The organism is uncultured Bacteroides sp., from assembly GCF_910586915.1.
Lineage (GTDB): Bacteria > Bacteroidota > Bacteroidia > Bacteroidales > Bacteroidaceae > Bacteroides.
In genome coordinates this window covers 13,873-27,745 of the sequence record NZ_CAJULN010000035.1, presented here as the reverse complement: position 1 = coordinate 27,745, position 13,873 = coordinate 13,873, and the positions used below count along the sequence as shown (strand labels likewise).

The 13,873-nt window shown below is 45.2% G+C and carries 13 protein-coding genes; 8 read left to right on the top strand and 5 right to left on the bottom strand.

All coding sequences use genetic code 11. The features are described 5' to 3' along the window. On the bottom strand, positions 1–957 hold the full coding sequence (locus QZ331_RS11280; protein ID WP_294630275.1) for a winged helix-turn-helix domain-containing protein: 957 nt from the start codon (positions 955–957) through the stop codon (positions 1–3). 611 nt (positions 958–1,568) lie between these two features. Then, positions 1,569–2,201, bottom strand: a complete 633-nt coding sequence (locus QZ331_RS11275) for a cytidylate kinase-like family protein (RefSeq protein ID WP_294630274.1) — start codon at positions 2,199–2,201, stop codon at positions 1,569–1,571. A gap of 177 nt (positions 2,202–2,378) precedes the next feature. Here QZ331_RS11275 and QZ331_RS11270 point away from each other — a divergent pair, with 177 nt between their 5' ends. From QZ331_RS11270 to QZ331_RS11260, 3 genes are read left to right on the top strand one after another with little or no spacing between them, the layout of a single operon-like run. Further along, positions 2,379–3,518 (top strand): ABC transporter substrate-binding protein, encoded by a 1,140-nt coding sequence (locus QZ331_RS11270; RefSeq protein ID WP_294630272.1) that lies wholly within the window; start codon positions 2,379–2,381, stop codon positions 3,516–3,518. Beyond that, complete coding sequence (locus QZ331_RS11265) at positions 3,515–4,531, top strand: iron ABC transporter permease (protein WP_294630270.1); 1,017 nt, start codon at positions 3,515–3,517, stop codon at positions 4,529–4,531. Before QZ331_RS11270 ends, QZ331_RS11265 begins: the two co-directional genes overlap by 4 nt. Then, entirely contained in the window at positions 4,528–5,283 is a 756-nt protein-coding gene (locus QZ331_RS11260) for an ABC transporter ATP-binding protein (RefSeq protein ID WP_294630269.1), read from the top strand. The genes QZ331_RS11265 and QZ331_RS11260 overlap by 4 nt, the downstream gene beginning before the upstream one ends. Positions 5,284–5,404: 121 nt before the next feature. Here the strand turns inward: QZ331_RS11260 and QZ331_RS11255 are convergent, their stop codons facing one another. Together QZ331_RS11255 and QZ331_RS11250 are read right to left on the bottom strand one after the other, a co-directional pair. After that, complete coding sequence (locus QZ331_RS11255; RefSeq protein WP_294630267.1) at positions 5,405–5,848, bottom strand: tellurite resistance TerB family protein; 444 nt, start codon at positions 5,846–5,848, stop codon at positions 5,405–5,407. A 120-nt stretch (positions 5,849–5,968) separates the two neighbouring features. Beyond that, positions 5,969–7,336, bottom strand: coding sequence for an MATE family efflux transporter (locus tag QZ331_RS11250; RefSeq protein ID WP_294630265.1), 1,368 nt, complete (start codon positions 7,334–7,336; stop codon positions 5,969–5,971). A gap of 75 nt (positions 7,337–7,411) precedes the next feature. Here QZ331_RS11250 and lysS point away from each other — a divergent pair, with 75 nt between their 5' ends. Genes lysS through QZ331_RS11235 form a run of 3 tightly spaced genes read left to right on the top strand, consistent with a single transcriptional unit; the run spans position 7,412 to position 11,518 of the window. Next, positions 7,412–9,142 carry a lysine--tRNA ligase gene (gene lysS, locus QZ331_RS11245; protein ID WP_294630263.1) on the top strand — a complete coding sequence of 577 codons (1,731 nt, stop codon included), beginning with the start codon at positions 7,412–7,414 and terminating at the stop codon, positions 9,140–9,142. A gap of 23 nt (positions 9,143–9,165) precedes the next feature. Beyond that, entirely contained in the window at positions 9,166–10,161 is a 996-nt protein-coding gene (locus QZ331_RS11240) for an NAD(P)H-dependent glycerol-3-phosphate dehydrogenase (RefSeq protein WP_294630261.1), read from the top strand. 19 nt (positions 10,162–10,180) lie between these two features. Beyond that, positions 10,181–11,518 carry a glucose-6-phosphate isomerase gene (locus QZ331_RS11235; RefSeq protein WP_294630259.1) on the top strand — a complete coding sequence of 446 codons (1,338 nt, stop codon included), beginning with the start codon at positions 10,181–10,183 and terminating at the stop codon, positions 11,516–11,518. Positions 11,519–11,595: 77 nt separating this feature from the next. Here QZ331_RS11235 and QZ331_RS11230 read toward each other — a convergent pair whose 3' ends face one another. Next, a complete protein-coding gene (locus tag QZ331_RS11230; RefSeq protein WP_294630258.1) occupies positions 11,596–12,105 on the bottom strand; it encodes a DUF5035 domain-containing protein in 510 nt (169 codons plus the stop codon). A 193-nt stretch (positions 12,106–12,298) separates the two neighbouring features. Between QZ331_RS11230 and QZ331_RS11225 the strand changes: the two genes are divergently transcribed. Continuing rightward, complete coding sequence (locus QZ331_RS11225) at positions 12,299–13,105, top strand: hypothetical protein (protein WP_294630256.1); 807 nt, start codon at positions 12,299–12,301, stop codon at positions 13,103–13,105. Between the two features lie 92 nt (positions 13,106–13,197). Beyond that, positions 13,198–13,872, top strand: coding sequence for an HAD family hydrolase (locus QZ331_RS11220; protein WP_294630255.1), 675 nt, complete (start codon positions 13,198–13,200; stop codon positions 13,870–13,872). Position 13,873 lies beyond the last annotated feature (1 nt).

The following is a 13,873-nucleotide window of genomic DNA, read 5'->3' as shown; positions in this document are numbered from 1 at the left end:
TTATGCTTGGATATTTCTGATTGTTTTTGGTTGTTCTACGCTTCTAAATACAATAGATATATTTACCGATTCTTCCTTAAACAAACTCCTTAAATCACTTATCGAACGGCGTAATCTATTGTCTACTCCACTATCTTCCGGTTTCCATAAACATGAAATAATTTCTTCTTTTGTCACTGTATAAGACGGAGCTTGCAGAAACAACAATAGCAAAGATGCGGATTGGGCACGAACCTGAATTTTCCGATTATCGACATAAAAATCATGCGAACTGTAAATATAACGCAAATTTGCCAAACTTATAGCTGATTGAGAAATATTTTCTTTGACAGGAACTCTTTTTCTTTGAAAATAGATTAAACTAACAAATAAAAGAACAAGAAAAATCGATACAGTAATAACCCACATTACGGTTGAAGCATTTTTAAGAACAGTAAACCAAGAATAGTGAATAAAAGACTCCACTTCAATTTTATTGGAAAAACCAGTATAAATACTCTCAATCTTTTTATACTTAGATGAAAATAATGCAGGATCTCCACAAGTAAGTACCGAAGTACTATCTGCATGATTTACGCAATTATGTATTTGTAAAGCATGAGAAGAAGACACATCAATAGCAGATAGTTTTTTACTCCATAAAGATAAGCACGCCTCAGCATCTATCCCCTCTTCAGCTAAAATAGAATGTCTAATTTGGGTATCTAAATCCGAACTCACTATAGTTTTATTTTTATCTACGATAATATCTTTCACTACTTCTTTGTCCTCACAAATTACCTTGCAATGTTCAAACGTCCTACCCGGTTCTATTTTAAAACCGGCCTCATATAAATTCAAGGCCTTGTATTGCGCATTGAATCCATCTTCTATTGTTTCCAATAAAGTTGTTCTAACCTTATTTTTAAGTACAGCTTCTCCTGAGGCATAAAGCATTCGTTCGAATAGGCCTACCAAAGCTATTATTAATATAAAAAACAATATGACTTTCCTTTTGCTCAAACTCATAACCCACATAAACAACTAATTATTACCAAGAATTATTATTTCGTTTTAATTTACACTATTCTTGAAGCACAAAGATAACATTATTTAATTAACGCCAGTTCGATATAACTATTAATTCGTTGCATACACACGCATGAACCTTATATTAAACTAATCTTTTTCCTGCGATGGCCTGTCGGCTGCAATGCGAATGTCTGCTGGTTTTCTTACTAAAATTTATTCGTCTGACTATAGTGACCGTTTCGTCTGACTATAGTCAGACGAAAGAAACACTACAGTCAGACGCAAGTTCAACTATAGTCAGACGAATAAATTTATGCATCCCGACCGTTAGTCTGTAGGCAACGGAAAATTAAATCGTAGGCAATTCTCCGCTAACCGATAGGTGAATGTAAGCATCCAACTTCCCTACTCTTTTTGAGAGTCGTTTAATCCGCTATTTTTCCTCTCAAAAGACAGCAGACAGACAGCCATTCTTCTTATCAGACACAAAAAAACTCGCCAAACATTCAGAGTCGACATTGAATGTTTGGCGAGTTTTCGTCCTATCAGTTCCTATACTATCTCAACTGCAATTTCTTCACTACAAATTCTTCCACAAACCTTACAGTTTCTTCCACACCCAACGAGGAAGAATCTACACACAAATGGTAAGTAGCCGCCGCTCCCCACGTCTTGTAGCTGTAATAGTTATAGTATTCCGCCCGTTTCTTGTCGGCCTTCTCAATCATCTCTTCCGCCGTCTCTTCATTTACCCGATGAGTGCGGCAGATTCGCCCGATACGGTCTTCTTTGGAAGCCGAAATAAAGACATTGGCACAACGGGGATGTTCGCGCAGGATATAATCCGCACAACGCCCCACAAACACACACGACCTCTCTGCTGCCAGACGACGGATGACATCGCTCTGCACTTTAAACAGCGCGTCGTTGCTCAAACAATTGGTACATGGCATCGCTCCTTCGCTGATAAACGGAAAGCGCATACCAAACAATCCGCCGATGATTCCTTGCGAAGCCTTCTCGTCTGCTTTCTCGAAAAACTCTCTGCACAAGCCACTCTCTTCGGAAGCCAAATTTATCAGTTCCTTATCGTAGAAGCCGATTCCCAAGCGGGCAGCCAACTTCTCTCCGATTTCCTTGCCGCCGCTGCCCAACTGCCGACCGATGTTTATTACATAATTACCGCTCATAACGCATTTTTTTTATGGTTCGGTAGCAAACATACAAATTATTTCTAAAAGTTGCATCATCCGGACGAACGTAATGACGAAATATCGGGCCAAAATAAAAACAAACGAATAATAAGTCCTATCTTTGCCGACAGAAAAAGTCCACTGATTATTTTACGAACTAAAAATCTTACAAAAGTGAAATTTCCTGTTCCAACGACCATCCTGTTGTTTTGCCTGCTTCTGCTGGCAAGTTGCATCACCCGCAACAAAGCAACGTCTTTGGACGCATTCAATCAGGATGTTTATACGCCCGAATATGCTTCGGGATTCAAGATAACGGGAGCCGAAAACGTTGCCAGCACGCTGATACAGATTACCAATCCGTGGCAAGGCGCCAGCAATGTGACCATGTCCTATTGGGTTGCGCGCAACGGCGAGCAGCCACCTGCCGGATTCAACGGCCCTGTTATCCGTGCCGGAGCCAAACGAATCGTATGTATGTCTTCTTCCTACATCGCCATGCTCGACGCATTGGGCGAAACCGAACGGATTGTCGGAGTTTCGGGCCTCGACTACATTGCCAACCCTTACATCCATGCCCACAAAGATGCAATCAAAGACATGGGGGCCGAAATGAACTACGAACTGCTGATAGGATTAAAGCCCGACGTAGTTCTGCTCTACGGCATAGGCGACGCCCAAACCGCCGTGACCGACAAATTGAAGGAACTTTCCATCCCCTATTTGTATATGGGAGAATACTTGGAGGAATCGCCGCTTGGCAAAGCCGAATGGATGATGGTGCTTTCCGAACTGACAGACAGGCGGGAAAAGGGAATGGAAATATTCCGGACAATCCCCCGACGTTATCGTGCACTGAAAGCACTTACCGATTCCGTCGGCCGTCGTCCCACCGTTATGTTCAACACTCCGTGGAACGACAGTTGGGTCATGCCTTCCACCCAAAGTTATATGGCACGGCTCATAGCCGATGCCGGTGCGGAATATATCTACCGGGAGAACAGTTCAAACAGCTCGACGCCCATCGGACTGGAGACGGCTTACGGACTGATACGAAAGGCCGATTATTGGATTAATGTCGGCTCGGCAACCACGCTCGACGAACTGAAAGCTGTCAACCCCAAATTTGCAGATGCCAAAGCCGTCAACGAAAAGAGTGTCTACAACAATAACTTGCGGCTGACACCGACAGGCGGAAACGATTATTGGGAATCGGCAGTGGTACGCCCCGACGTGGTGCTGCGCGATTTGATTCATATTTTTCATCCGGAACTCGTTTCCGACTCACTTTATTATTACCGCCATCTGGAATGAGACAATCCCGCAAACATAGCGCACTTTTGTTTATCGCACTGTGCCTCACCGCCCTGTCGTTGTGGGCCATAGATATGGCAACCGGCGACACGTATATCCCCATCGGCAAAATATGGGCCGTGCTCGCCGAGGGTGAATGTGACGAAATGACACGTAACATTCTTCTTTCCATCCGGTTCACGCGGGTAACGGTGGCGGCACTGACAGGCATAGCACTCTCCGTAAGCGGCTTGCAGATGCAGACGGTTTTCCAAAACCCATTGGCCGACCCCTATCTGCTGGGAGTAAGTTCCGGCGCAGGATTGGGTGTCGCCCTGTTTCTCTTAGGTGCTCCCTTGCTCGGATGGTCTGAATATCCGGTGCTTCAGTCGCTGGGCACCGTCGGTTCCGGCTGGATAGGCACGGCGGTCATCCTATTGGGAGTAGCCATTGTCAGCCGGAAAGTGAAAAACATTCTCGGCGTATTGATTATGGGAGTAATGACGGGCTATGTGGCAGGCGCCATCATTCAAATATTGCAATACCTGAGTTCGGCCGAGCAATTGAAGAAGTTCACTCTTTGGTCGATGGGGTCGCTCGGACACATCACCGCTACCCAATTAGGAGTCATGACTCCCATGTTGTGCTTAGGACTGTTCATTTCCATCGCCTGCATCAAACCGTTGAACCTGCTGCTGCTCGGAGAGAATTATGCACGGACAATGGGAATGAACATCAGGCGTTCGCGCACGCTTATCTTCATTTCCACCGCACTGCTGACGGGAACGGTGACCGCCTTCTGCGGCCCGGTAGGTTTCATCGGGCTTGCCGTGCCACACGTCACCCGAATGCTGTTCAACAACGCCGACCACCGGATACTCGTCCCTGGTACCATGCTGACAGGCCTTATCGGTATGCTTCTCTGCGACATCATCGCCAAGAGGTTCCTGCTTCCGGTGAATTGCATTACCGCCCTGCTCGGCGTTCCGGTCATCTTATGGGTAATCGTAAAAAACTTGAACGGACTGAAATGATTGAGCTTAAAGAACTGACATTAGGATACGAACAGCGCACGTTGTTGGATACGGTAAACGCCCGAATCGCAGGCGGACAACTCGTTGCACTGTTAGGACGCAACGGAACAGGGAAAAGTACCCTTCTGCGCGCCATCATGGGACTGGAAACTCCTCAATCGGGAGAAATACATCTGCAAGGAAAAGCCATCGATTCACAGCAACCGGAAAAGTTAGCCCAAAGCATCAGTTTCGTCACCACCGACAAAGTACGCATTGCCAAACTTCGCTGCAAGGATGTAGTGGCGTTGGGGCGTGCTCCTTACACGAACTGGTTGGGACAACTCCGGCCGGAAGACCAACAGATAGTAGACCGTGCCATGCAGTTGGTGGGTATGTGCGCGTATGCCGAAAAGACTATGGACAAGATGTCCGACGGCGAATGTCAGAGAATCATGATTGCCCGTGCGCTTGCGCAGGACACTCCGGTAATCCTGCTCGACGAGCCGACTGCCTTTCTCGACCTGCCCAACCGCTACGAACTCTGTCTGCTGCTGAAAAGACTGGCACAGGAGGAAGGAAAATGTATCTTGTTCTCCACGCACGACCTTGACATCGCATTGTCTCTCTGCGATGTTATCATGCTGATAGACAATCCGCATCTATACACCCTGCCCACCTCGGAAATGATAGTCGGCGGACATATAGAAAGGCTTTTCCGCAACGAAGCGGTAACATTCGATGCGCGGGAGATGAGGGTACGTATCAAGTAAACAGCTATCGGTCGTTTGTCTGGATACCTAAACAAAACAGGACTGCAATTGCCTTAAAAGCAACTACAGCCCTGCTGTTTTTCATCTCCGATTGTCACAGCCAACCGGAATCCGACATTGATTATGCCTTATTTTTGATTATCATCACTTCAATGATAGATATAGCAGTCTCTTCCGGTACTCCAAGTACTTCTGCCAACTGATTAATGATATCCTTTTCTTCTTCTTCAAGCACGCCGTCAGCCAACGCGATATCTACTGCACACGCAAAAGCTGTCAGTTTCAATTCGTCAGACAAAGCAGCAGCCGATGCGTCTACCAAAGCACTCGGTCCGTCTTTTTTCAAGATTTTGAAAAGTTTATCAAACAATTTATCAAAAGCCGGTCCGGAGAAATTGTCATAGATACGCAAACGACGGATATAGTTTACAATACTATCCCATTCAGACTGTGCAATACTACCGTCTGCACCTGCCATTGCAAGGGCAATACCGGCAAAAGCCTCTTGTTGAGTGAGTTTTGTCTCTTCCGGTGCAGCTTGGAAAATCTTCTCAAATAATCCCATGATTTTAATAATTTAAGTTGTTTGTAAATACAGTTACCAAGAAGTCATCCGACTTCCATGCAAAATTACCGATAAATTCCCAAAACCGGTTAAACAACGTTGTTTTTATCTTTTTTTAAACTATAAGCGTCGCAACTGCCACCAAAGCATTGACGCTGAAATGAGACTGGCTGTCAAGTCGGAAATCGGCATACTCATCCACACGCCCAACTGCCCGTAATAGTGAGGAAGAATCAACAGACAAGGAATCAGAATAAGTACCTGACGGGAGACGGACAAGAAGATTGCCTTGCTTGCCTTACCGATGCTCTGAAAGAAATTGGAAGTCACCATCTGGAAACCGACAATGGGGAAAAACATCACTACAATACGTAATCCTTTGGCAGAGATGTCTACCAATTCCTGATGCGTGGTAAAGATGGAAACTGCCTGTCTGGGAATGAGCATTCCCATCAGAAATCCGGCAGTGGTTATAATAGTGGCAGCATAAATCGTTACTTTCAAGACTTTCGTCACGCGCGGATATTGTTTGGCCCCGTAGTTGTAACCGGCAATTGGCTGCATACCCTGATTCAACCCCATCACAATCATGACAAAGAAAAACACCAGCCGGTTGACTATACCAAAGGCACCGATAGCAAGGTCGCCGCCATACTGCTGCAAGCCTTGATTTATCAGAATGACAATGAAACAAGCGGCAAGATTCATCAGAAAAGGAGCCATACCGATAGCCAGCGAATCGACCACGATTTTCTTTTTCAGCCGGAAGATTCCTTTGTGGAAATGCAACAGTTCGTCCTTGTTGGAAAACAACTTGAACTGCCAAGCCAACGCGATGACCTGTGCGGTAATGGTAGCGATAGCCGCCCCCTGTATTCCCCAACCGAAACCGTAAATGAAAATAGGGTCGAGTATTGTGTTAATCAGCACTGTGGTAATAGTAGCATACATCGCTTTCTGCGGATGGCCCGCCGAACGAAGTACAGCATTGAGTCCGAGATAGATATGAGTGACGACATTACCCAGCAGGATAACAACCATATAATCGCGCGCATAACCTATCGTAGCATCGCTGCCTCCGAAGAAATAAAGAATAGGGTCGAGAAACAGTAACGTGACTACCGTAAAGGCAAGTCCGATGATAATATTCAACACCAGCACATTGCCAAGTACGCGTTGAGCCGTATCATAATCGCGCTGCCCCAATTTGACCGAGACCAATGTAGCTGCTCCCACACCGACCAGCGAACCGAAAGCGGCGGCAAGATTCATCAACGGAAAGGTCAACGCCAACCCCGAGATAGCCATTGCTCCTACCCCGTGACCGATGAAAATACTATCTACCATATTATAAAGAGAAGACGCCGTCATGGCGATAATTGCCGGAATGGCATACTGCATTAAAAGCTTCCCTATCTTTTCCGTACCCAACGCAGTGGGTGTCTTTTGCTCTGTCATACCTATTAGTTTGGATGCGCAAAGATACAAAAAAGAGACATATTACGGGATATATGAGAAAAGTTTCGTATTTTTGCCCACAAAATTGAGTTAATACGTAACGAAATGAATATATTAGAACTAAGTGAACAGGAAATCATTCGACGCAACAGTCTGAATGAGCTTCGCGCAATGGGTATCGACCCATACCCTGCTGCAGAGTATGTAACCAATGCTTTCTCTACAGATATTAAAGCTGAATTCAAAGATGAGGATGAGCCGCGCCAGGTTTCCGTAGCCGGACGCATCATGAGCCGCCGCGTAATGGGTAAAGCTTCCTTTATCGAATTGCAAGACTCCAAAGGTCGCATCCAGGTGTACATCACCCGCGACGACATCTGTCCGGGAGAAGACAAGGAACTGTACAACGCTGTATTCAAACGCCTGCTTGACTTAGGTGACTTTGTCGGTATCGAAGGTTTCGTGTTCCGCACGCAAATGGGCGAAATCAGCATTCACGCCAAGAAACTGACCGTACTTGCCAAATCACTCAAACCACTTCCCATCGTAAAGTACAAGGATGGCGTAGCTTACGACTCTTTTGAAGATCCCGAACTCCGTTATCGCCAACGCTATGTGGACCTGGTGGTAAACGAAGGAGTTAAAGAAACATTCCTGAAACGCGCCACCGTAGTGAAAACACTGCGCAGCGCTCTCGATGAAGCCGGATACACAGAAGTGGAAACTCCTATCCTGCAATCCATTGCCGGAGGAGCAAGCGCACGTCCGTTCATCACTCACCATAATTCATTAGACATCGACCTTTATCTGCGCATTGCAACAGAACTTTATCTGAAGAGACTGATTGTAGGTGGCTTTGAAGGTGTATATGAAATCGGCAAGAACTTCCGCAACGAGGGTATGGACAAGAGTCACAACCCCGAATTCACCTGTATGGAACTTTATGTACAATACAAGGACTATAATTGGATGATGGAGTTCACCGAAAAACTGTTGGAACGCATCTGTATCGCTGTAAACGGCAGCACGGAAAGCGTTGTCGACGGAAAAACCATCAGTTTCAAAGCTCCTTACCGCCGTCTGCCTATCCTTGACGCTATCAAGGAAAAGACCGGATACGACCTGAACGGCAAGAGTGAAGAAGAAATCCGCCAAATCTGTAAGGAACTGAAAATGGAGGAAATCGACGACACAATGGGCAAAGGCAAACTGATTGACGAAATCTTCGGAGAATTCTGCGAAGGTACTTATATCCAGCCGACTTTCATCACCGACTATCCGGTTGAAATGTCGCCGCTTACCAAAATGCACCGTTCCAAGCCGGGACTGACCGAACGTTTCGAGTTGATGGTAAACGGTAAGGAACTTGCCAACGCTTATTCGGAATTGAACGACCCGATCGACCAGGAAGAGCGTTTCAAAGAACAGATGCGTCTTGCCGACAAGGGTGATGACGAGGCAATGATTATCGACCAAGACTTCCTGCGTGCCCTGCAATACGGTATGCCACCCACATCGGGTATCGGTATCGGTATCGACCGCTTAGTGATGCTGATGACCGGACAGACTACCATTCAGGAAGTATTGTTTTTCCCGCAAATGCGCCCCGAAAAGGTGGTGAAGAAAGATGCGGCTGCCAAATACATGGAATTGGGAATCGGAGAAGATTGGGTTCCTGTCATTCAAAAAGCTGGTTACAACACTGTGGAAGAGATGCAAAACGTCAACCCGCAGAAGTTGCACCAGGACATCTGTGGTCTTAACAAGAAATATAAATTAGAGTTGACCAACCCGTCGGTGAACGACGTAGCTGAGTGGATACAGAAAATTAAATAAGTTCTTCATCCAAATCCATACAAATGAAATTACCCGGTAAGATAGCGATAATGGGCGGTGGAAGTTGGGCCACAGCAATAGCAAAGATGTGTTTGGCTCAAGAAGACTCTATCAATTGGTATATGCGACGCGATGACCGTATCGCAGATTTCAAGAGATTGGGACACAATCCGGCTTATCTGACAGGAGTGAAATTCGACACTAAGCGTATCACTTTCAGTTCCAACATCAACGATGTTGTGAAAGAATCTGATACGCTGATTTTCGTCACTCCTTCCCCTTATCTGAAGGCTCATCTGAAAAAACTGAAAACCAAGATAAAGGATAAATTCATCATCACCGCTATCAAAGGAATCGTACCCGATGACAACGTTATCGTATCAGAATACTTCACCAAAGAATATGGCGTACCTCCCGAAAACATAGCTGTATTGGCAGGTCCCTGCCATGCGGAAGAGGTGGCTTTGGAACGTCTTTCTTATCTGACCATCGCCTGTCCGGACAAAGACAAGGCACGTATCTTCGCACGTCGTTTGGGAAGCAGTTTCATCAAAACTTCCGTCAGCGACGACGTCGCAGGTATCGAATACAGTTCGGTACTTAAAAACGTATATGCCATTGCCGCCGGTATTTGCAGCGGTCTGAAATATGGCGACAACTTTCAGGCTGTACTGATATCAAACGCCATTCAGGAAATGAACCGTTTTCTGAATACGGTGCATCCATTGAACAGAAATGTGGACGAATCTGTTTATCTCGGTGACCTCTTAGTGACGGGATACTCCAACTTCAGCCGCAACCGTACATTCGGGTCGATGATAGGCAAAGGATACTCCGTAAAAAGCGCACAGATTGAAATGGAAATGATTGCCGAAGGATACTACGGTACGAAGTGCATCAAGGAAATCAACAAGCATCATCACGTGAATATGCCGATACTGGACGCTGTTTATAACATCTTGTACGAACGTATCTCGCCTATGATTGAGATTAAATTACTAACTGATTCTTTCAGATAACCTTATAAACAAAAACGATATGATTAGCTTAAACATTGAAAAGACTTTCGGATTTATTCCCAAAGAAAAGGTTCTTGCTTACGACGCAGAAGTAAAAGCCGCACAGGAAATGCTTGAAAAAGGAACCGGAAAGGGAAACGATTTCTTAGGTTGGCTGCACTTGCCGTCTTCCATCAGCAAAGAACATTTGGACGACTTGAATGCTACCGCAAAAATATTAAGAGACAACTGTGAAGTAGTAATCGTGGCTGGTATCGGCGGTAGTTATCTGGGTGCGCGTGCCGTAATCGAGGCTTTGTCCAACAGTTTCGTTTGGCTACAGGAAAAGAAAAGCGCTCCTGTCATGATTTATGCCGGACACAACATCAGCGAAGATTATCTGTATGAACTCACCGAATATCTGAAAGACAAGAAATTCGGTATTATCAATATCTCCAAATCGGGAACTACCACCGAAACTGCACTTGCATTCCGCCTGCTGAAAAAACAGTGCGAAGACCAATGTAGCAAGGAAACGGCCAAACAGGTAATCGTAGCCGTTACAGATGCCAAGAAAGGTGCTGCACGTGTCACTGCCGACAAAGAAGGATACAAGACATTCATTATCCCCGATAACGTTGGCGGACGTTTCTCCGTACTGACTCCGGTCGGTTTGTTGCCAATTGCTGTTGCCGGATTTGACATTGAGAAATTGGTTGCCGGTGCTGCCGATATGGAAAATGTATGTGGTGCAGACGTTCCGTTTGCCGAGAATCCTGCTGCTATCTATGCTGCTACCCGCAACGAACTATACAGAAACGGAAAGAAAATCGAAATCCTCGTTAACTTCTGCCCGAAACTGCACTATGTCAGCGAATGGTGGAAACAGCTTTACGGAGAATCGGAAGGTAAGGACGGCAAGGGTATTTTCCCCGCATCAGTAGATTTCTCTACCGACCTTCACTCAATGGGACAATGGATTCAAGAAGGCGAACGTTCTATCTTTGAAACTGTTATCTCGCTGGATAAGGTAGACCACAAATTGGAAGTTCCTTCCGACGAAGCTAACTTAGACGGTCTGAACTTCTTAGCCGGAAAGCGTGTGGACGAAGTGAATAAAATGGCGGAATTGGGAACTCAATTGGCTCACGTAGACGGCGGCGTACCTAATATGCGTATCATTCTTCCTTCATTGAGCGAATACAATATCGGCGGTCTGCTCTATTTCTTTGAAAAGGCTTGCGGTATCAGCGGTTACCTGTTGGGCGTGAACCCTTTCAACCAACCGGGTGTGGAAGCATATAAAAAGAATATGTTTGCTCTGCTCGACAAACCAGGCTATGAAGAAGAGTCTAAAGCTATTCGTGCTAAATTGTAATCGATTTATCCTTATATAAAAAAAGAAGCGGTTTTCTATAAATCGCTTCTTTTTTATATACTTCATCCGAGTGAGCTTTACTCCTCCTCGTCATCGACTTTTGTTTTCAAACCGATTTCCTCCTGGGCACCTTCGCATTCCGCTTTAGAGGAAAGATAGAATTTCAGTCTTACATCACCGTTTTTGTCCACTTGGGAAACAGTAGCCTGCACCATGACACGGGTGGTAGTCACTCCATCCTTAAAACGGAGTTGCCCGTTCTTCTCATTCGTCAGGTTTCCTTCGGTAGATACTTCACTTTTTTCATAGACGAGATGGGTAGTCAGCGCCTTATTATCATCTTTCTGAAATGTAAAAGTTTTCAGTTCGGAGCCGTTACCATCCAAAAGTAAAAGCGCTTTTACTTCGTCGCCTTCTTTCAGGACCGGCAATTCTTCCATCTTATTGGCATAGTCTTCTTCCGTAGTACTGTCACTGTCCGATTCAGCCTTTACATACAGCTTCTCGATTTTAATCACAGGACTTTCCCCACTATTCGAACAAGCGCCTAAAAACAATGGTAGCAACCACATTATTTTTTTCATCATGCTATCGTTGAGTTTATAATGCTACAAAAATACATATAATCTTCTAAACAGCAAATATTTGAATCTGCAATCGCATATCACCGTCCTGTTTGTAACTATCTTGCCGTTCTATCTACCGTCTCTCGTTTTTTTCGCTATCTTTGCCAAACATATGAATATAATCTTTAAATAACTCAACTAAAAACAGAATAGAATGAAACGAAATTTATCAAAGAAATCCTACGGATTCATGCTTCTATGCAGTTTATTATTAATGGTATCAATCAGCAGTTGCCAGCAAAGCAAACTCAAAGCGGTGATTGCCATTGCCAACAAAGAATGTCCGATAGATATGGGAGATGTCGGTACGGTTACCAGCATTGTCTATGACGGCAACAATGTGGTGTACACGCTCAACATGAATGAGAGCATGACTGATATAGCAGTTTTGAAAGATAATCCCGAAAACCTGAAAGAATCTACAAAGATTATGTTCCGCAATCCGGCTAAAGATGTGAAGGAAATGCTCAAACTGATAGCCGAATGTAATGCAGGGCTCCAAATGAAGTTTGTAGGAAAAGATTCGGGACAAGAGGTGGTCTCCGGACTTTCTTCTGAAGAAGTGAAAGAAATTCTCAACGCGGAAGCAGACCCGGCACAGAGCGAACGTGCCAAACTCGAAGCTCAAATCAAGATGACAAACCTGCAATTCCCGATGCAGGCAAGTGAAGAAGTCATTATAGAGAAAATGGAACTTAGCGACGAATCGGTCGTATATATCTGCAAAGTAGATGAAGACATATGTCCCGTCAGCCAGATTGAAGCCAATGCGGAAGGGGTGAAAGAAGGAATTGTCGCAAATTTGTCCGCACAAACCGATCCGGCTACCCAGGCCTTTCTGCAATCCTGCATCAATAACGACAAAAACATAGTCTACAGATATATCGGAACGAAATCCGACAATCAGTATGATGTAGTCGTTACCTTGTCCGAACTGAAGAATATGATAATAAAAGAATGATTATCGGCTATTTTCCCTCTCTGTATGAGTGATTTACAGCATATATATGCTGTAATAAGCTGATTTTAAGAAGACTCTACGACGTAATAAATATGAAAAAGAACCTGAAAGCCGTCCTGTTTGATATGGACGGCGTACTTTTCAACTCCATGCCTTATCACTCCGAAGCCTGGCATCAGGTAATGAAGTCTCAAGGGCTTACCCTCAGCCGCGAAGAAGCCTATATGCACGAAGGACGGACGGGAGCCGCCACCATCAACATCGTATTTCAACGCGAACTGGGTAGAGAAGCTACGCAGGAAGAGATAGAAAACATCTATCAGGAGAAAAGCGTCCTGTTCAACTCATACGCCGAAGCAGAACGTATGCCCGGAGCATGGGAACTGTTGCAAAAAATAAAAAATGAAGGACTGGTTCCGATGGTAGTGACCGGTTCGGGCCAGCTATCGTTGCTCGAACGGCTGGAACAGAACTTTCCGGGAATGTTCAAAAAAGAATTAATGGTTACCGCCTTCGACGTCAAATTCGGAAAGCCACACCCGGAACCTTATCTGATGGCACTTAAAAAAGGAGGATTGAACGCCGACGAAGCCGTTGTCATAGAAAATGCTCCGCTGGGAGTGGAAGCTGGACACAAGGCCGGTATCTTTACAATAGCCGTCAACACAGGGCCGCTGGACGGACAAGTTCTGTTGGATGCGGGAGCCGATTTGCTATTCCCCTCCATGCAGGCACTTTGTGACACCTGGGAGAATCTGGACATATAAA

Excerpts from the sequence above, each read along its gene's own strand:
- QZ331_RS11235 (WP_294630259.1), top strand. The coding sequence starts at position 10,181 with ATGATTAGCTTAAACATTGAAAAGACTTTCGGATTTATTCCCAAAGAA.
- QZ331_RS11255 (WP_294630267.1), bottom strand. The coding sequence starts at position 5,848 with ATGGGATTATTTGAGAAGATTTTCCAAGCTGCACCGGAAGAGACAAAA.
- lysS (WP_294630263.1), top strand. The coding sequence starts at position 7,412 with ATGAATATATTAGAACTAAGTGAACAGGAAATCATTCGACGCAACAGT.
- QZ331_RS11240 (WP_294630261.1), top strand. The coding sequence starts at position 9,166 with ATGAAATTACCCGGTAAGATAGCGATAATGGGCGGTGGAAGTTGGGCC.
- QZ331_RS11225 (WP_294630256.1), top strand. The coding sequence starts at position 12,299 with ATGAAACGAAATTTATCAAAGAAATCCTACGGATTCATGCTTCTATGC.
- QZ331_RS11260 (WP_294630269.1), top strand. The coding sequence starts at position 4,528 with ATGATTGAGCTTAAAGAACTGACATTAGGATACGAACAGCGCACGTTG.
- QZ331_RS11265 (WP_294630270.1), top strand. The coding sequence starts at position 3,515 with ATGAGACAATCCCGCAAACATAGCGCACTTTTGTTTATCGCACTGTGC.
- QZ331_RS11275 (WP_294630274.1), bottom strand. The coding sequence starts at position 2,201 with ATGAGCGGTAATTATGTAATAAACATCGGTCGGCAGTTGGGCAGCGGC.
- QZ331_RS11220 (WP_294630255.1), top strand. The coding sequence starts at position 13,198 with ATGAAAAAGAACCTGAAAGCCGTCCTGTTTGATATGGACGGCGTACTT.
- QZ331_RS11230 (WP_294630258.1), bottom strand. The coding sequence starts at position 12,105 with ATGATGAAAAAAATAATGTGGTTGCTACCATTGTTTTTAGGCGCTTGT.